The 19,419-nt window shown below is 45.5% G+C and carries 15 protein-coding genes; 2 read left to right on the top strand and 13 right to left on the bottom strand.

All coding sequences use genetic code 11. From position 1 onward, the window contains the following. Positions 1 to 148: 148 nt before the first annotated feature. The 13 genes from rpoE to truA form a co-directional block, all read right to left on the bottom strand. On the bottom strand, positions 149 to 736 hold the full coding sequence (rpoE, locus tag PXH68_RS01475; protein WP_158455787.1) for a DNA-directed RNA polymerase subunit delta: 588 nt from the start codon (positions 734 to 736) through the stop codon (positions 149 to 151). A gap of 128 nt (positions 737 to 864) precedes the next feature. Beyond that, a complete protein-coding gene (locus PXH68_RS01470) occupies positions 865 to 5,511 on the bottom strand; it encodes a S8 family serine peptidase (protein WP_316715727.1) in 4,647 nt (1,548 codons plus the stop codon). Positions 5,512 to 5,720: 209 nt separating this feature from the next. Next, the gene (locus PXH68_RS09915; RefSeq protein WP_248027256.1) at positions 5,721 to 8,462 is read right to left on the bottom strand and encodes a pneumococcal-type histidine triad protein; all 2,742 of its coding nucleotides are present in this window, start codon (positions 8,460 to 8,462) and stop codon (positions 5,721 to 5,723) included. A gap of 12 nt (positions 8,463 to 8,474) precedes the next feature. Further along, positions 8,475 to 9,389: a metal ABC transporter solute-binding protein, Zn/Mn family gene (locus tag PXH68_RS01460; protein WP_248027258.1), complete on the bottom strand. Its 915-nt coding sequence runs from the start codon at positions 9,387 to 9,389 to the stop codon at positions 8,475 to 8,477. 127 nt (positions 9,390 to 9,516) lie between these two features. Then, positions 9,517 to 10,800: a trigger factor gene (tig, locus tag PXH68_RS01455; protein WP_248027260.1), complete on the bottom strand. Its 1,284-nt coding sequence runs from the start codon at positions 10,798 to 10,800 to the stop codon at positions 9,517 to 9,519. Positions 10,801 to 10,914: 114 nt separating this feature from the next. Next, on the bottom strand, positions 10,915 to 11,514 hold the full coding sequence (locus tag PXH68_RS01450; protein WP_248027262.1) for a DUF1349 domain-containing protein: 600 nt from the start codon (positions 11,512 to 11,514) through the stop codon (positions 10,915 to 10,917). A 134-nt stretch (positions 11,515 to 11,648) separates the two neighbouring features. Beyond that, on the bottom strand, positions 11,649 to 12,485 hold the full coding sequence (locus tag PXH68_RS01445; RefSeq protein WP_248027264.1) for an alpha/beta fold hydrolase: 837 nt from the start codon (positions 12,483 to 12,485) through the stop codon (positions 11,649 to 11,651). A gap of 11 nt (positions 12,486 to 12,496) precedes the next feature. Continuing rightward, positions 12,497 to 13,498, bottom strand: coding sequence for an NADP-dependent oxidoreductase (locus PXH68_RS01440; protein WP_248027266.1), 1,002 nt, complete (start codon positions 13,496 to 13,498; stop codon positions 12,497 to 12,499). 74 nt (positions 13,499 to 13,572) lie between these two features. After that, the gene (locus PXH68_RS01435; RefSeq protein WP_158455805.1) at positions 13,573 to 14,001 is read right to left on the bottom strand and encodes an Rrf2 family transcriptional regulator; all 429 of its coding nucleotides are present in this window, start codon (positions 13,999 to 14,001) and stop codon (positions 13,573 to 13,575) included. Positions 14,002 to 14,109: 108 nt separating this feature from the next. After that, on the bottom strand, positions 14,110 to 14,673 hold the full coding sequence (locus PXH68_RS01430) for a TIGR01440 family protein (protein ID WP_248027269.1): 564 nt from the start codon (positions 14,671 to 14,673) through the stop codon (positions 14,110 to 14,112). Next, on the bottom strand, positions 14,654 to 15,139 hold the full coding sequence (locus tag PXH68_RS01425) for an ECF transporter S component (RefSeq protein WP_105212269.1): 486 nt from the start codon (positions 15,137 to 15,139) through the stop codon (positions 14,654 to 14,656). The genes PXH68_RS01430 and PXH68_RS01425 overlap by 20 nt, the downstream gene beginning before the upstream one ends. After that, positions 15,129 to 15,890, bottom strand: a complete 762-nt coding sequence (locus PXH68_RS01420) for a bifunctional hydroxymethylpyrimidine kinase/phosphomethylpyrimidine kinase (protein WP_248027271.1) — start codon at positions 15,888 to 15,890, stop codon at positions 15,129 to 15,131. Before PXH68_RS01420 ends, PXH68_RS01425 begins: the two co-directional genes overlap by 11 nt. Beyond that, positions 15,880 to 16,629, bottom strand: coding sequence for a tRNA pseudouridine(38-40) synthase TruA (truA, locus tag PXH68_RS01415; protein ID WP_024401007.1), 750 nt, complete (start codon positions 16,627 to 16,629; stop codon positions 15,880 to 15,882). The genes PXH68_RS01420 and truA overlap by 11 nt, the downstream gene beginning before the upstream one ends. 225 nt (positions 16,630 to 16,854) lie before the next feature. Between truA and PXH68_RS01410 the strand changes: the two genes are divergently transcribed. Beyond that, positions 16,855 to 17,316, top strand: a complete 462-nt coding sequence (locus tag PXH68_RS01410; protein WP_158455813.1) for a Fur family transcriptional regulator — start codon at positions 16,855 to 16,857, stop codon at positions 17,314 to 17,316. A 150-nt stretch (positions 17,317 to 17,466) separates the two neighbouring features. After that, entirely contained in the window at positions 17,467 to 19,335 is a 1,869-nt protein-coding gene (locus tag PXH68_RS01405; RefSeq protein WP_248027273.1) for a heavy metal translocating P-type ATPase, read from the top strand. Positions 19,336 to 19,419: the final 84 nt, after the last annotated feature.

Here is a 19,419-nt window from a genome sequence, read left to right as displayed (position 1 = left end):
TCCTCTGCTGTCTTCTTAATGACGGGGTGTTTTTTAACAATCTTGAAGAAAAAACAAAAATAGCTCCCTATCGACTAGGGAGCTCCGACCTCAAAAGAGGTGCCCGATATTATCTTATCGTAAAACCAGAGGCTTGTCAATGACAAATCTATACTTCGTCGATGACTTCCTCGTCTTCTGAAAACTCATCGTCTTCTTCGTTCAAATCAACTTCTTCGTCAACCAAATCATCATCTGTAATGATTTCATTGATTTCTGAATCGTATGACTCAACTTCGTCTTTTTCATCGTCTGGATTTTCATCATCATAACTTGAATCAGAACCAGAGTCATAGCCATCTTCATCTTCTGGATCATCATGGCCGTAGTCGATGGCATCTTCATCACCATCCATGAAGGCATTGACACGTTTTTTCTTCCGTTTTGGTGCATCCTCGTCGTCTTCTTCAAGGGTGATGACTTCTTCATCGATTTCATCGATTGCATACCATGAACGAAGGCCCCATTTGTTTTCTCCTAGCGGAATAAAACTGCCATCCACATTCAAATCTGAATAGAAAGTTGGTAGGGCTGCACGAATTTCGCTGTTTGATTTTTCAAGGTAGTTTTGAATTTCATTAACCAAATCATTGAAGTACATTTCATTGTCACGGCCACGTTCTTCCAAAATAGCACGCGCCACTTCAATCATGGAAAGTTCACTTTTTTCTTGTCCTGCAAATACGTTTAATTCCAAGGCTCTTCTCCTTTTTTGTCTTTCCTTTCTATTTTACGCTAAAACTGCTAATTAGTCAAAGATTAGTCCGCTTTTTTCAGAAAAGAAAAGTCCAGTTGGCTCTGCCAAACTAGACCTTCTTGTTGGGATTACCCAACTTCTTTTCTTTTCAAACTGTGGAGACTTACTACCACAAGGAATGCTGCCAGCCAGTATAAAATGCTTTGCTCTTGGCTTGCTGTTTGTGGCAGACTGCTTGCAGAGGCTTTGGCAGCAGCAGACAGAGAATTGCCCCAAACTGTTTGCACCTTTTTCTCACCTACTGGTCGACTCAAAAGTGATGGATTTTCGAGTGATTTTGTTACCAGATTCGCGTTCGCTCTTTCTGCAATGATCGGCAGGGGAGCAAGTGGCAGAACTTGGTAAGCCGCTTGACCTTTAGCCGTTACATCTGGCACAGAGAACGCATCTGCATAGTTTGAGCCTGCTAATAACTCAACTTGGTTGCTAAAGCCATCGCCATCTGTATCTGTCGCCAAATCGAAACTTGGAGGAACAGACGCATAAACTGCTGCTCCTGAAAGACTGAGGTCCCCTAGTGGTAATTCATGGGTTACACTATCACCTTTGGCTGTCACATCTGGTACAGAGGTCACATCTGCATAGTTTGAGCCCGCTAATAGCTCAACTTGGTTGCTAAAGCTATCGCCATCTGTATCTGCCGCCAAATCGAAACTTGGAGGAACAGACGCATAAACTGCTGCCCCTGAAAGACTGAGGTCTCCTGGTGGTAATTCATAGGTTACACTATCACCTTTGGCTGTCACATCTGGTACAGAGGTCATATCTGCATAATTTGAGCCTGCTAATAGCTCAACTTGGTTGCTAAATCCGTCGCCATCCGTATCTGCCGCCAAATCGAAACTTGGTAGTTGACTAGCTGGATTCAACAAGGCCTGACCTAACGATTCCATGCTACCTTTAGCTGCTAAGGTTAAGTCCAGCAAGTTACGCGCGCTTGCTTGAACCGAGTAAGACGCTGGTAAATCCAAGACAAAATAGCCATCTGGCAACTGAACTTCAAGCTTGTATTGCCCCTGGCGAATCAGGCGTTCAAAACTCTCCAGCGCATAGCGGGCACGTGTCAACTCCACTCGCTGTCCCCTGGCATCAACCAAGTAGATCATTGTTCCTTCTGGCGCCACACCTGCAAAGCTTGCCAATACAGGATAGCGGCCAATCGCTTCCACTCGGAAAGACACACCAACCAAGCTGTTTTCTTCTGACACTGTAAAAGATTTGCGTAGAATTTCACCATCAATCAAGCGGGCCACATCCTTGTCCATCAAGAGCAATTCAACAGTATAGTCTCCAAATGGCAAGAGCTGCAAGTTACTAAAAGGGCCTCCTGGTTTGTTTAACTCTGTTAGTTCGACACCTTCATGGTTAAAAATACGATAGTTATAGCCAATCGGCAATTCTTGGTCAGTTGCATCATCAATCACTTGCACTACTACAATACCATGGTTCTGAGGCAAATCTGCAAATTCTACCAAGTTGGCACTGATGACATTTCCTGCTTGATCTTCAACAGCGTAGAAGAAATTGCTGATATCTAAAGGACGGTCCAGAATATCAATTTCTGGCAGGTGATAAAACCCATTTTCATCTGGTTCTACATAAACCCGTTTTGGCTGGGTCAAAACTTCACGTAAGGGTCGTCCGGTTGGCCCAATATTGTCTGGGTTCAAGATTTCAACTGGATTTCCATTTTCATCCTTGGTATGGATAACATAATACACCCGAGCACGATAGATAGGCATGCCATAGGCAAGCGGGTCTCGTGGCTTAAAGGTCAAGTTTTCCAGATCTAAGATTCCTGTTGTAATAGCTGGTCGCACACGATTAAGTTCAATCTGATAAACCATCTCTTGCATCTGGGCACCCGCCGTCTCCGGAAGATAGCGAACAACATATTGGTAGAGCCCGTCTGGCAAATCCTGACCTAGGCTGTCTTTTCCTTCCCAGGCTGAAGTTTCAATCAAGTGTGCACGAGGGTTGGTTGCTCGGCCGGCATAGTAATTTTTCGGACCACTAACTGCCGCACCCTGCCATAAGATTTCCTGACGCTCAGTATCTGCTGCAGCAAAGACCTGAACATGCAGATTGCGGAAGTTACGCAGAAAAACACCCCGGAAAACAACTGCGTCTCTATTGCCATCTCCATTTGGAGAAAGAGCTAGAATTGGTTGTCCGGCTTGGTCTCTTTGGAGCAAGAATTCTCCTTTGGCATTTTCAAACGTTCCAAGAATAATCGGTGATTGGATGCCATGTTCGCCTGTTTCATGGTTAAACTCAGCTTTCCCGGTCAATAAGCCTGTAAAGAAATTTTTCTCATCAACAGCCAAGTGCCCTGACGGTGTAAAGTCTTTTTCTGAATAGAAAGGCTTTTCTCCTTCAGCCATATCGTAAATTGATTTCTCTAGAACCGCAAGGTTTTGGAATTGACCACGGAAACCGACAAAAGGAATGCTAACCAAATCCAGTTTGTCAACGGCATCTTGAAAGCGTACGAACCCTTCTAGATAGTAGCCGTTCGGCATCAGCTTGGCTAATTCTTCAGCAAAAGCTGACGCGTCTAGTCGGATCCGAACAATCTGACTAGATCCAGCCGCCACACGGATTTCCTGTCCTTCCACTCGTGCCAACTCACGTGGTGTCAAGGCAAAACGACCATCTACTACGGCATCCGTATTCAGATGGCTAACGTAGTAAAGTACCTTTTCTTCTTGGCTCGTATTGAAGACGGTAACATCAAACTCAAAAATATCTCCGACATTCCCCAGAGAGATACTTGGGTAAGCATCCTTACCAAGTAAGTAGAGGGAACTATCGAGTGCTGCCGCGACATGGATCAAACCCGCTCCCTGTTGACGAGGAGAAACATAGGCCTGGCTTTTCTCGTCAAAATGAGGGCGAGCCGTCGCCATCAATACTTGCTTGATGCGTTCCTGGAGAGCTTCCCCTTGCAAATCAGGGTACTTCTCCATCAAGCCTTTTTTCAGTAAAGCAATAGCTCCAGCCACATGTGGCGCTGCCATGGAAGTACCGTTCATGCTGGCATACTTGCCGTCGTTGATACTAGAATAGATAGCACCACCAGGAGCTGTCAAATCCGGCTTCAATTCACCATCGGTCGTTAATCCCCAGCTTGTAAATTCAGATAATTGGTCAGCATCTGGGTTTGGGAGGTTGGCACGTTTTTTATCAAAAACCAGCTGATAACGACCTGTTCCTGACTGAGCTGCCAATTCCTGTCCTAATGCTTTTGGAATGAAGATGGATGGAATTGACTTAGACACACGAGTGGTGACAGCCATAGACAAGTCATCACCGGTCTCTACATTATTAAAGATAACTGCACCAACAGCTCCCTTATTCACAGCTTCTGTGATTTTGGCATCAAAAGAAATAATCCCCCGCTCAATCAGAGCAATCTTTCCAGCCACATCCTTGTCTGTAAAATCCTCTGGACGCCCCAAACCGACATAGACATAATCATAGGTTTTTCCAACTTCGAAATCTTTGGCAAGCCCACTCGGTTGTGTATAGGTCCCTTTCCCATTATTGAAGCGAGCATCATTTTCCATCCCTAAAATTTGGAAAACATCCTTGATGACATGGCTATTGTTGAAGGAAGCAACGGCAATGCTATCACGCGCAGCCGCTGGCGAGGCAACCAAGCCATAATCAGGATTTTCCACCAAAGGATTGCCCTGGCCGTCTCCCCAAACCCGGTCATTCCCTGCAGCAATAACCACTGATACTCCACGTTTTTTGGCATCTTCAATAGCTTGGTTCAAAGCTACGCTAGCATCAATCAAAGAGCCAGCTGCCGAACCCAAACTCAGGTTAATCACATCTGCACCAAGTTTGACCGCATCTTCTATAGCTCGAATATAAAGATAGGGCTGGGTCCCACTACCGAATTTGTCCGAGAAGACCCGCATGAACATCAATTGAGCCTCTGGTGCCACGCCAACAATCTTTTGCCCAATACTGTCTTCTTGAGTCGGATTTCCCGCTGCAATCCCTGCAACGTGTCCTCCGTGGGTTGCTTCTTTTTCTTCCTTGACTTCTGTATTCAAATCAAGGTAGTTATAGGCGAAGACAATTTTTTCATTGTACCATTGGCCGTAGCTAATGCCATTTGCAGCCTTAACAGCTTCAATTTCAGCTTCATTTTTATACTTAGCTGTCGAAATATCTATTAAGCTGTAAGCATCGTGAGTGACATCGATTCCAGAATCGACAATGGCAATCACCATGCCTTCTCCCTTATTTCCTGTCTCCCAAACAGTTGGTGCTTCAATCAGCGCATTGCTTTCTTCAGAAAGAACCTCTACCCTTGTCTGACTCGTTCCCGCATTCGGAACAAACCCTTCTTCAGAAGTCACAGGGCTTGGAACAGGGACAGCCTCTACCAAACTAGAATCCTCTGCCGACTCACCTGCCGCAAGTGGCTCGCTAGATAGGAGAGGGGGAGCTTGCTCTGTCTGGTCCGACAACTCCGTTGTTGTTACCGTAACTTCCGCTTCTAGCGAAGACGTGATAGCGGTTACAGAGTTATCTGTAGAAAGGTCAGCATTGCTACTTACCTCCGAAGACAGAAGCGACTCGTCCACGCTTGAGCTAGTTTCAGCTGAAATAGTTGGACCAACAAAAGCAGTTAGCAAGAGAATGATACTCAGACTACCGCCCATCAATCCTTTTCCTATTCGCTTGAATAGATCCATATTTTCATAACCTCCTTTATAAATTTGTATGGATATACAACTATATATTAAAAGATTTTTCTCAACTTTACAAGAGAATTTTCTGATTTTTTAAAAAATATAGATAATTCTGTTTATTCTTCCTTTTATAAAAAATAGCTTCTGCCTCCCTTTCAAAATGGTCGGCAGTGCCTGCTAACCATTTCAGGGAGTGCAAAAGCTGTGTTTTTTTATTCTGAGACAGAGTCTACTGCCTTCTCTGGCTTGCTTTCAGTTGAATCTATCAGGACTGGAACTGGTTCATCAGCTACTGCCGGTTCGCTAGCTGCCTCTTCGCTTGCCGGTTTAGCAACTGGCTCAGTATCCGATGGTGATGTACTTGATGGAGTAGTCTCACTCTTGGATTCTTGCGCTTGATTGCTTGTTGGCGTACCGCTTTCCTCCCTTGTTTCCTCAGGAGTGAAGCGTTGGGCAGGCGTTGCAATAATCGAAGAAGTGCTTGGCTGAGTTGTTGATTCTGTAGGTTTTGCAGACTGGGCAGGTGCTGGTTGAGTTGCCGCTAGCAAGGCTTCTGCTGGTGCCAATTCCGTTTGCGGATTGAGCGCAGCTTTTTCCACCCGGTAGAAACCTGAACCGTCTGGTCTTGGGATGCGGAAGGCCGTTTGAGAAACCTTGGTTTTTGGATCGACAACATCTTGTGGATCAAAAATGTATCCATCCTTGGTCGTAAATTTACCAGCCGCCTTGGCAGCTTCAATTTCCTCATAACTGTGGACAATCTGCCAATTCTTCAATCCTTTCCGTTGCTCTTGCGGTGTTACACGTTTGGCCAACTCATCTCTATCACGCTTGTCTAATAGTGCTTGAACCGCAGCCAATTCCTGACTGGAGAGCTCGCTCTTTTTCACTGAACGCAGGCTGTCATCATCTGCACGTGGCAGACTAAATGCATCACGGAAGACAAAACTTCTAGGATCCAATACATCCTCAGCCGCAAAGATATAGCCATCAGCTGTCGCAAATCGCCCTTGGGCACGAGCTGCCCCCACCTCTTCTGCTGTATGGACAATCTGCCAATTTTTCAAACCAGCCCTCTTATCTGGTGCTGTCGCATTGAGAATCGGTGCCAACTGGTCCGCGGCTTCATCATGACTATGACCGCTGCTGGTCCAAGCTGCAGGGCGAACTTCAGGATGACGCATGAGGTACTTGATGGTCGCAATCTGTTCCTTGTTCAACCAGGTATATGGTAGGACATGGATGTGGTCAATATGCGGAATAACAAAGACTTCCCCGGTATCATAGGTGGCATTTCCACCACGCATTGGAAGCTTATGGATTGGCACAAGTGGAGCTGGTGTCAGATCCCCCTCTTTAGCAGGGCTGACATCAAATAGATAGGATGGATCCTTCTCCATCAGACGCAATTCTGCAAATGAAATCTTCATCAAATCTAATTCCTGACGGGCATAGAAATAAGCCTTGCCATCCACTTCCATCCAATAGCCTACCCGACCTTGATGACTAGCCTTGCGCAAAACTGCCTGGCTATCAAATTCAGGGCGGTTTTCAGGACTCTCTTGTCCCTCAGTCGCTGGAGGGGTTACTGGTTTTGATGGAGCTGTTGTCGAAGGACCGCCAGCATTGACCTGGGATTTTTCAGCCAACCATGCTGCAACTTCCTTCAATTCAAATTCTTCTAATTCACCAAAGCCAACATAATGGAAGTGGTCTCCGTGACTTGCAATCAAACCATGTTCATCAACAGAGGTAATCGAAGCCTTACTGAACTGATAACCATCACTAGTGAAGTAGGCTTTGCCATCCAATCCCTTACCATAAACAGTTATCGGACGTCCCTGCCACATACGAGTCTGTTGCTTGGCAGTTCCTGTCGGCTTGGTTTGACTAGTTGGCAAGATTGGACTTGGTGTTGGATTAGAGTGAACCTGATGACTAGTGGCTTGGTGTCTGGTACCACCATTTGCCTGGCCGACACTTGCACCACTTGTGCCAATCATTCGGGCAATCTTTTCTTCCAAGGCAGACATCTGACTGTAAGGAATAAAGTGGAAATGATCTCCGTGGGGCACAATTACACCGGTGGCTGTTTTTTTACTGATAGCTCTTGGATCAAAGACCAAACCATCAGCTTCGACATGACGCTCAGATAAAGGGGTACGGTCCAATTGGGCCAACAAGGAAGCCAAGTCTTGACCTGCTCCAATAGCAGCTACTTCTTGTCTTCTTGCCGCAGTTGAGCTAGACTGACTCCCTTGTCCAGATTTCCCTGCCCAAACAGCCTGTGCTGCCTTGAGTTCATCTGGCGACAAATCTTTTTTGGGAATAAAGTGGAAGTGACTGCCATGGGGAACAATATAGCCATCTCCCGTATCTTCGATGACGTCATTTGGATTGAAAACATAGCCATCGTCTGTAGTATAGGGACCTGTCTTTCCTTGACTAGCCGCCCGTCCCTGCTCTGCTTTTTTCCCAGTAATTTCCTGCTGACTAGCAATCTCCTCCTTGGTACGAATGTTATCACGCTTGCTTGGATCGGTCAAATAGACATAATACTTGCCATCTACCTTGATAACATAGCCATTTTTCACTTCGTTAACGATGTGGCTTTGGTCCAAAACATAGGTCGGGTCAAGCATCAACAATTCTTCACTAAAAATAGAATCGAAAGGAACCTTACCATTGTAATAATGGAAGTGGTCTCCGTGCGATGTGACATAGCCTTGATCCGTGATTTTTACAATAATCTGTTCCGCATCAATCCCTTCTTCTGCGGAGACCTGATCAGGAGTCTTGGTTTCTGTAACCACTGCACCTTCTTGCGACTCTGACTCAACATAGGCGATTTGATGTTGTGTACTTAAGTTTGCTTGGTATTGGCCTAAAAAATAGCCACACAAACCTGCACCAACCGTTGCTGGAAGTACCAACTGAATCCATTTCTTTTTCATACTTTCTCCAATCTACTTTAATTCTTTCGCTAAGGTGTCAAGCACCACTTTTAAATTATCTAAATAGGTAGCTGCATTTTCTGGGTCTGCCTCTAAGGGGTCCAAGACCTTCAGCTCTACACCTGTTTCTTTAGCAAGGGTTTGCGCCATCTTATCGGACACCCCTTTTTCTACAAAAATGGTCCTCACCTGATAATCTTCCACAAACTCTTTGATTTCTGCTAGCCGTTTGGGGCTCGGCTCTTCTTCAGAAACCCCTGCAATTCCCAGCTGAGTTAAGCCAAAACGATGAGCCAGGTAAGAAAAAGCTGTATGCTGAGTCACAAAGGTCTTGGAAGAAACTTTCTCGAAGATTGGCTTATAGGTCTGATAGAGTTGTTCTGCTTCCTTGGCAAATGCTTCTGCATTCTCATGGTATTCCTGAGCATGGTCTGGATCTTGCTCACCTAGGAGCTTGGCGATTTCTCTAGCTTCGTCAGCAACTAAGAGAGGATCTAGCCAGGTATGGGGGTCATAGAGACTAGCCGGATCCTGGCCTTCTGCCACTTCTACCTCTTCCAAACCAGGAACTCGCATCAACTCTAGCTTGGTCGATGCTTCTAAAACCTCCACTGAAGACCCTTGTAAATTGGGGTCCAAACGCTTAGCCCAGGATTCTAAAACTCCCGAGTGATAAATAAAAACATCTGCATCATAAATCGCACGAACATCGCCAGCAGACGGCTCATAGGAATGAATACCCGACCGCGAACCGATCATTCGCACCTGATTGCGCTGGCCTGAAACAGATTTGACCATTGAATAAATCGGGTAAAAACTTGTGACAATGGTCAATCCCTCCTTCTCTTCCGGCATGGGCTGAAGCTGGCAAGCCGCCAACAAACAGGTCAAAGCCAAACAGAGAAAGCTAAACAATTTCTTTTTCATAGTTCCTCCTTTAAATGATTAACTAGTTAAGTTTATACCATAAAATAATTAACCAGTCAAGTTTATCGTGAAAAAAATAGCAAAAAAGTACAAAAAAGAAACCAGTCGAAACTGGCTTCCTAATTTATTATTTTACAGTTGCAGTGCTTGTGATCACTTCTACGGCTTTCTTCACAGCGATGTCGTGTTTAAGCATTTCTGGTGAAAGCAAGCTACGAACTTGTGCTACTTCCATCTTGTAAGTCGCTGCCAAGTCTTCGATTTCTTTTTCGATTTCAGCGTCAGTTGCTTCGAAACCTTCTGCTTTCGCTACTGCTTCAACAACCAAGTTTGTCTTAGTGCGTTTTTCAGCATCTGCTTCGTATTGTTTATGAAGGTCTTCACGAGTTGTACCAGTGATTTGGAAGTACATATCTGGTGAGATACCTTGTTGTTGCATACCACCCAAGAATTCGTTGATTGCACGGTGAACTTCTTCGTGGATCATTTCTTCTGGCAATTCAACGATTTCAGCGTTTTCTACAGCCAATTCAAGAGCTGCTGATTCAACTGCATCGTCAAAGGCAACTTCTTTTGCTGCTTCCAATTCTTTACGGTACTTAGCTTTCAACTCATCAAGTGTTTCTACTTCTTCGTCGATGTCCTTTGCCAATTCGTCATCCAAAGCTGGAACTTCTTTTGCTTTTACTTCGTGGATTTTTGTCACGAAGAGGGCTGGTTTACCAGCAAGGTCAGCTGCTTGGTAGTCTTCTGGGAAAGTCACTTCAACGTTTACTTCTTCACCAGCTGCGTGGCCTACCAATTGAGCTTCGAAACCTGGGATGAATTGACCTGAACCAAGTCCAAGTGAGAAGTTCTCGCCTTTACCGCCGTCAAATTCAACGCCGTCGATTGAACCTACAAAGTCGATAACAACTGTGTCGCCTTCAGCTGCTGGGCCTTCTTTGATAACCAATTCAGCCAAGTTGTTGCGTGCAGCTTCGATTTTTGCATCTACTTCTTCGTCAGATACTTCTTTAGTCGCTTCTACTGAAACTGCCAAGTTTTTGTAGTCACCCAATTTTACTTCAGGTTTTGTCACAACTTCAGCAGTGATTGTCCAGTCTTGGCCTTTTTCCATAGATACAACGTCGATTTTTGGTTGTGCAACAACTTCAAGACCTGCTTCAGCAACAGCTGCTTCATAAGCTGCTGGCAAGAGAGCATTTACTACATCTTGGTAAAGTGCTTCTTCACCAAATTTTTGGTTGAAAACGGCACGTGGCAAGTGACCTTTACGGAAACCTGGAAGATTGATATCTTTCTTAACTTTGTTGAAAACGCGGTCCAATTCTGGTTTGATTGCATCTTGACCGATTGTGAAAGTCAAAACGCCGCGGTTTGTTTCTTTTGCTTCAAATGATACAGACATTCTGTCATTCTCCTTAAAATTTTATTGCATACTCTTCATTATACCACAAATGACAAGGATTTCAACGATTTTATAATGGACTTTCGGGAAATGGCAGAGCTGGAAGCTAATCTTCTAATCTGGTTGTTGTCCGTCGTGGGCCAGCCACTTGCAGTCAGTCAAGGTCATTTCCGAAAAGACCGCTTCAAACGAAGAATTTTCTGGCGAGCAGGCATAGATTCCAAAATGGATTTTTCCACCGCCTTCATGTAAGTGGCAAATCCGCATCTGCTCAAAATGGACACCATCTTTAGAGTTTTCAATGCAGAAATCACTACCCCGTCGGCTCAAACGGTAATAGATAGAATTGACAGAAGCAGGTATCTCCTGAGTTGCCCAGTCTGAAAAACCGTGATTGGTCACGACACTGCCCAAGTGCTGAAAGTCTTCATTTTCATACTCAATCGAGCCCTTAATCCAGTTTTCCGAATCCTGATAGACCACGACACCACACTGGTCAAAGCGGGTATGACTATTGGAAAAATCTGTCTTAACAGTGAAGGAAAAATACTCTTCCTCCGTATCCATCAAGAGCAGGGGAGCATTGTCATTGACAAAATGGTAATAGGTCTTCTGCCACAAGTCCGTGTGTGCTTGGGTTGTGATTCTGATTTCCTTATCTGAAATCTGGTAGTTTTCTGGCTCTCGCACCCAGTAAAAATCCTTGATATTCATTTGATTTCCTTTCGTTTTAGATTATTATACAGACAAAAGATAAGGAAGACAAGTAACTCAATCAACTCTTTCAAGAGCAGGCTAAGGTGATTTTGGGGACTTTGCAGGCCTTGTATATGCAAGAGTAATAGGGACTATTCCTCCAAAAATGCAATCGAGGCTTTTGAAAACTCTTCTGCGTATTGGAAGATTGACCCGTGACCCGCATTTGGATAGATAATCAGTTGGCTGTTTTTGATTTTCTCATGCATGATATAAGAGTTCTCAGTCGGAACTTGCATATCCTTGTCACCGTTGACGATCAGCGTTGGTTGCATGATAAAAGCCATATCTTCTTGAGGATCTCTCCCCCAACGTTTGATAGCCTTCAGCTGTGTTAAAAATCCTGGGACATTCATCTCCTTGTCTGCATACTCGGCTTTTCTTTCTCCCATACGACCCAAAACTTTTTCAGCTTCCAGTCGACCTGCTTCATCGTGGTTGTAGAAGATGTAGCGTTTTGGATCCACACGCTCCAGACCAGCCTTCAGCATATAGCGGAAGGTTTTTCCTGTCACCTTATCCACTTCTACACCGCCACGAGGACCTGTTCCTGCTAGAATCAAGCGGTTAACCATTTGGCTATCAAGACGAACGATTTCTTGGGCGATAAAACCACCCATAGAAAGACCGAGCAGGTTAATTTTCGTATGCCCCAAGGCCTTGATAATAGCATGAGCCTGCTCTGCCATTCCTGGAATCGAAGGAGCTACCTTGCCTTGACTGGCTCCGACGCCAGGCAAATCAAGGACGATGATGTGCTCTTTTTCAGCCAGTAAGTCTAGCAATTTGGGATCCCAGTTGTCCAAAGTTGCGGCCAAGTGGACCAACATGACCAAGGGTAGCTTAGACTTACCCTTACCTAGTTCACGGTAGGCAATCTGATTGCCAGCGACAGTAATGTATTGATTTTTAGTTGTGATATAAGACATAAGTACTCCTACTATTCAAAACTGAGGACAGTTTTTCCACGCGAGCGACCGTTGGCTACCTTGTCCAAGGCTGCGTTGACTTCTTCAAATGGATAAACGGTGTCGACAGACGGTTTGATTTCTAGTTTGCTGAAAATATCTGCTACTTCTTGTAACTGTTGACCATTGCTTTCTACGAAGATGAAATGGTAGTGTACTCCATAGCTGTCAGCCATTTTATCAAACTTACGACCGACCAAACCAAGCAGGAGTTGTTTCCATTTTGGTAGGTTCATGCGTTTGGCAAATTCACCGTTTGGCATGGCACGGAGGGAAACCAGGTGACCACCTTTTTTCATGATAGACATTTGTTTTTCGGTTTCTGCACCGCCAAGTGTGTCCAGGACATAGTCGATTTGGGAGAGGGTTTTGGTGTAATCTTCTGTCTTGTAGTCGATAAACTGGTCAGCACCCAGCGCCAATACCCGCTCTGCATTTGCCCCATCACCGTTGGTAATGACCGTCAAGCCCTTGGCTTTAGCAATGGGAATGGCCATCCCGCCGACACCACCAGTACCACCTGAGATGAAAATGGTCTTGCCAGCCTCTGCACCCATGAGGTCCAATGCCTGCATAATGGTCAGGGCAGTCAGAGGAACAGCTGCCGCTTCCACATCTGTCAGATAGGCAGGAACTTTGGCAAGGGCTATAGCCTCAACTGCTACATACTCGGCAAAGGCACCGATATTGTCGAGGGGAAGACGACCAAAGACACGGTCACCAACTGCAAAATTAGTCACGCTTGAGCCGACTTCTTCGACCAAGCCAACGAGCTCATTTCCCGCTGTTTGTGGCAATTTGTAAGGGACGATCATCTTGACATCTCCACGAGAAATCATGTTGTCCAGAGGATTGACACCTGCTGCGGTCACTTTGACAAGGACCTGGTCTGCCTTGATGTTCGGTTTAGCAATGTCAGTTAGGTTAAGTACGATATTGTTTTTGTTATAAAATGTATGTTGTGCTGCTTTCATGGTTTACTCCTTTTTAAACAACTTGTATTTGATACAAGTCTAAGTTGGACGAAATAGAAACTGACTTGTGAAAGTCAGTTGGTTTTTTTTGCCTCTTGATACAAGTTGGCAATGACCTGGCCCAAGCTTTCTTGGGATAATCTATCCTGTAAATCCTGCTCAATGGTCGCAAAGATTGGCTGGACAGCTCCTGCAATGTGCCGACCAACTGGGCAGGCTTGATTGGCGTGTTGGTGCTGCTGAAAGAGCTGGATATGCGTGACTTCCTGGGTGGCATAGTAGATGTCCAGGAGACTGATGTCCGCCGGATCCTTGCTCAACTCATAGCCAGCCTTGCCCTGCTGGGACTGGATGATGCCTGCATTCTTCAAGAGAGCGATGACCTTGCGGATATAACTGGCATTGGTACCGACGCTGGTTGCCAAGGCCTGCGACGTCATGACGTCACTACTCTCGCTAATCATGGTCAAGATATGCAATGCTACTGAAAATTTGGTATCCATGGAAATCCTCTCTTTGAACTTGTATCAACCACAAGAACAAGTTTAACATAAAGAAATCTACTTGGCAAGGATTTTGTATTCAAAAAAATCACAACCGCTTGGTTGTGACTAATTTTTCCGTATCTGATCTTCCTGATAGGCCGCACGTGCTCCGCCGATCAGCTTGGGACGGCTGGCAAGGGCGGTGACATGGGCCTGGCCGATCTCACGCAAGCTCGGTCTAATTGGCACTTGGACGTGCTTGATGTGCATACCAATCGCCGTATCACCGATGTCTACACCAGCCTGAGCCGTGATAAATTCCACTTCGACGGGATCCTTCATATACTTGAAGGCTGCCAACTGTCCCGAGCCTCCTGCATGAAGGGTGGGCAGGACATTGACCATTTCCAAATCTTTCTGGATAGCCAATTCCCGCTCCACTACCAAGGCACGATTGAGATGTTCACAGCCTTGGACAGCTAGGTAAATGCCCTTGGGAGTCAAAATATCCAGAATGGTTTCGACAACAGCCTCTCCAACTTCCAGACTGGAATTTTTGCCAATATGCCCACCAATGACCTCACTAGAAGACAAACCTAGCACAAAAATCTGACCCTTTTGAAGATTGCTGAGTTCTAAAATCTCTTCGACAGCTTGCTTAGTTTGGTCTTTAATTTCCTTTAATGACATGATTTACTGCACCAATTCTTTCTATTGCCTGAGCCAAGATATAACCTAGTACCAAACCAACTGTGTTTTGCAAGGTATTGCTTAGAACACTTTCAATGGCTTTCAGGTCATTAAAATAAAGTCGAGAAGCTAGATAATAACCTCCAACCATGCTAATACTCGCTAGAGCAAGCCCAAGATAACGACTTTTCCCTTTCCATCCTGCAAAATAACCCTGAGCACCGTGGAAAAGCAAGCTAAAGAAAGCCCACTGGGGATAGCCCAACAAGAAATCAATCAGAAGACCTGACAGTCCGCCAACAATGGCTCCTTCTTTCTTACCCAAGTAAAAGGCTGTAAAATACACCCCAACATCCAAAAGTGTCACAAAACCCGATAGGGTTGGCAAATGGAAGTGGGCCAAGACCAAGGTCAAGGCTGTTAAAATGGCTAATAATACTAGTTCTTGCGTCTTTTTATTTCTCATACTGAATTACCCCATATTGATCTGATTTTAAGATGGCTGCATGGACAAAGTCCTTGGACAATTTGACTGCCTCCAAAGAGTCCTGACCTAGCAAGAGCTGACTGGCAATGCTGGACGCAAAGGTACAGCCTGCCCCCACATTGTTTTCTGAAAGCAGGGGCGACTTAAGCACCACCACTTCCTGTCCGTCATAGTAAACATCGACAGCCTGTGAACCTCCCAAGCGGTTCCCCCCCTTGATAACCACCGACTTGGCACCCAAGTCATAAAGCGCCACCGCCGCCTGCTCCATCTCTTCTACCCTTTGGATGTCTTTTTGGAGCAATAGCTGAGCTTCTGCCAGATTTGGCGTAATGATGCTGACATAGGGAAGGAATTTCAAGAGTTCATCCCTCAGTTGGCTGACCTCGGTATCATGCGCTTCCTTACAGACCAAGACCGGATCCAAGACCACTGGAATATCCTGATGAGCCTTGATAAATTCCAAGACCTGCTCTGCTATTTCCACCGTCGGAAGCAAACCAATCTTAATAGCTGAAAAGGGCACATCCTTCAAACTAGCCAGCTGCTGGGCAAACACCGCTGCATCTGTCGGAATGACCTCGAAACCTTTTTCCGTCATAGCTGTCAAGCAGGTCACCGCCACAAAGCCATGCAGTCCATGGACTGTGTAGGTGGTCAGGTCTGCATGGAGGCCGCCACCGCTGAAAATATCATTGCCCGAAAGCGCCAAAATATACTTAGTCTTCATAGATAATCTCCTTTAGATAGAGCCCATTGCCTGCCGCAGTTGGACCCGCCAAACCACGATCTTTTTCTGCCAAAATCCGCTTAATCTGCCCCACAGGCATGCGACCATTACCAATTTTCAAGAGGGTCCCCACCATATTTCGCACCTGCTTGTACAAAAAGCCGTTACCTGAAAAGGTAAAAATCAAGAACTGGCGCCGCTGGTCGTACTCCATTGTCGCCGCCGTAATGGTCCGCACCTTGTCCTCGACTGAAGTCCCCGATGCTGTAAAGCCTGTGAAATCATGGGTCCCCACCAGGTCCTGTATAGCTTCTTCTATCAAGCCCAAGTCCAAATCATAGGGATAGAAAGTCGCATAGTGCCGCATCATGGGATTCTTGGGTCGGCCAATGTCCACCAAAAACTCATAGGTCTTGCTGTGCTTGGCATAGCGGCAATGAAAATCATCCGCCACCTGCTCCACCTGGACCACATCAATATCTTCAGGTGTTTGGGTATCCAGGGCAAAGCGGAGCTTCTCAGCATCTCTACTGCCAGCCAAGTCAAAATGAATGACCTGACCGTAGGCGTGTACACCTGCATCTGTCCGACCCGCACCATGAACGGTTACTGGCTGGCCACTATTCAATCTTACTAACGTTTTTTCGATTTCTTCCTGAACTGTACGAGCATGAGGCTGGCGCTGAAAACCAGAAAAATCATGTCCGTCGTAGGAAATAATTGCTTTATATCGTGTCATGGTCTGATTGTAGCACAAGCAAACTTGCTAATACAAGCCTAGAAAGCGCAAACTGTCCTAGCACAGTTTTTCAACCACCGACGATTGACAGTTTTTCTAAAAAGGGCTATAATGTGAAAGAAACTAATTAGAACTATTCTAATACATACCGCTTCCCCCATCTAGCAAGAGTACAGCACAGATGGAATGGTGGTATCCCACTACCGACTAAGAAAGGAGGCAGGAATGGAACTACATTCTCACTTAAACTCGGAGAATCAAACAAGCTTTGACCATGTGATCCAGCATTTGAAAGAAAAAGGCATTCGGATTACCGAAACAAGAAAAGCTGTCGTTGCCTATCTAATCGAAAGCGACGACCACCCAAGTGCCGAAATGATTTACAAGGACCTCCTGCCCAACTACCCTAATATGAGTTTGGCAACGGTTTACAATAACCTCAAGGTTCTCTTGGAAGAAGGCTTTATCACCGAACTTAAACGAGCAAATGACACAACGACCTACTATGACTTTATGGGGCATGAACACCTCAATGTTATTTGTGAAAAATGCGGAAAAATCACCGATTTCATGGACGTGGAAATTCCAAGTCTCAAGCGCGAAGCCCATGAACAAACTGGCTATAAGATTACCAAAGAAGTCCTGTCCATTTACGGTGTCTGTCCCGAATGTCAACTGAATAGCTAGAAAGCGACTTTGTCGCTTTTTTTATTTTTCCTTTGAATTGTCAGAACATTCTTATTTAGAATTATTCTAAAAAGACTTGACATTCTTTTTAGAACTGTTATAATTAATTTAACTAAATGATAATAATTCTAAATAAGGAAATAATAAACTATGACACTCGTAACCAACCTCAAACAACACAGCCACATCATCACAACCGCTCTCTGCTTGGTGCTCATTCTAATGGGTATCCTTCTGTTTCAGACTGGACAGGGATGGACACCCATCCTCTTCATTTCAGCCTTTGTCATCGGTGGCTACCAGTCCGCCAAGGAAGGTCTGACTGAGCTGATTTTGGACAAGCACCTGTCTGTTGACCTCCTTATGATTTTGGCTGCTATCGGATCTGGTCTCATCGGCTACTGGATGGAGGGAGCCCTGCTCATCTTTATCTTCTCCCTTTCTTCTACTCTGGAAGAATTAGCCATGGAAAAAAGCAAGAACGCTATCGCAGCTCTGATGAACATGACCCCTCCAACGGCTCGTAAAATCGAGGAAAATGGTGATATTACTGTCTTGGATACGGCCGACATTCGCATCGGTGACCTCCTACAAGTCCGCAAGGGTGACACGGTCCCACTGGATGCTACCCTCATCAGTCCCCAATCCATCTTTGACGAATCCATGATTACAGGCGAGCCGCTCCCTGCGGAGAAAATGGCTGGTGCGGCTGTTATCGGCGGTACTATCAACCAAGGTCCAACGGTGACCGTTCAAGTTACAGCTGAAAAAGGCGATGCCCTCTTCGATAAAATCGTCCAGATGGTTGAAAATGCCCAAGAATCCAAATCAAAAACAGCGACTTTCATTGAAAATATGGAAGATACCTATGTCAAGGTTGTTTTGGTGGTGGTGCCGCTCTTTATCCTCTTTGCTCATTTTGCTCTGGGTTGGGACTGGTTGACTGCCTTCTACCGTGGCATGATTCTCTTGACCATTGCTTCTCCATGTGCGCTTGTGGCTTCTTCTTCACCGGCGACACTTTCTGCCATCAGCCGTGCGGCACGCAAGGGCATGATTATCAAAGGAGGCGACATTGCGGATAACATCGCCAATTTAGAGGCAATCGTCTTTGACAAGACCGGTACCCTGACCATTGGTAAACCTGAGGTTGTAGGAGCAACCTATCTTGGCGATGAAAAACTTATCAAGCAGGTTGTTCAGGCAGTTGAAAAACAATCAAGCCATCCAATCGCTCAGGCTCTGATGACTTATACAGCTGATAGCTCTGCTATTGCCTTCCAAAGCCTAGAAGACGTGACCGGAAAAGGCTTGGTGGCAGGTTATCAGGGCGACAGCTGGAAAATCGGTAAGGCGGGCTTTGTGGTGGACAGCCTGGTGAGTCCCCTGTCTGCTGACTTGCTGGCACAGATCGATGAGGCGGAAAGCACTGGAAAAACCCTGGTCTATGTCAGCCAAAATGATCTGCTGGCAGCGATTTTCATGGTGGAAGATAGTTTGAAGCCAGAGAGCAAGCAGCTGATTTCTCAGTTGAAAGAGATGGGCGTGACGCCAATTCTCCTGACGGGCGACCAAGAAAAGACTGCTCGTTATGTGGCGAGTAAGGTCGGTATTGACCGTGTGATTGCCAACTGCCTGCCTACGGACAAAGCTGCTGTTATCCAAAAACTGCAAACCGAATTTGCGTCTGTCGGTATGGTAGGCGACGGTATCAACGATGCTCCCGCCCTGGCTCAAGCCAATGTCAGCTATGCTATGGGAAGCGGAACGGACATCGCTATGGAGTCAGCTGACATCGTACTCATGGAAGACCTGACGAGAATTCCTTACTCCATCCGTCTGTCTAAGAAAATGCGGGGCATCATCAAGCAAAATATCATCTTTGCTCTATCTGTCATTGCCCTTCTTATCATCTCCAACCTCTTCCAGTCTATCAACCTCCCACTCGGTGTGGTAGGCCACGAAGGATCAACGATTTTGGTGATTTTGAATGGGTTGAGACTCTTGTATTTTAAATAGCAGTAAGCCGCCAGCTACTTGGCGGTTTTCTTATTATTCTTTTTTTTTAAAAAAACGCTTGCATTTCAAAAATTATTGTTTTAT

The sequence above is a fragment of the Streptococcus sp. 29896 genome (assembly GCF_032594915.1).
GTDB classification, from domain to species: Bacteria; Bacillota; Bacilli; order Lactobacillales; family Streptococcaceae; genus Streptococcus; species Streptococcus suivaginalis.
This window is presented reverse-complemented; position numbering and strand designations above follow the sequence as displayed.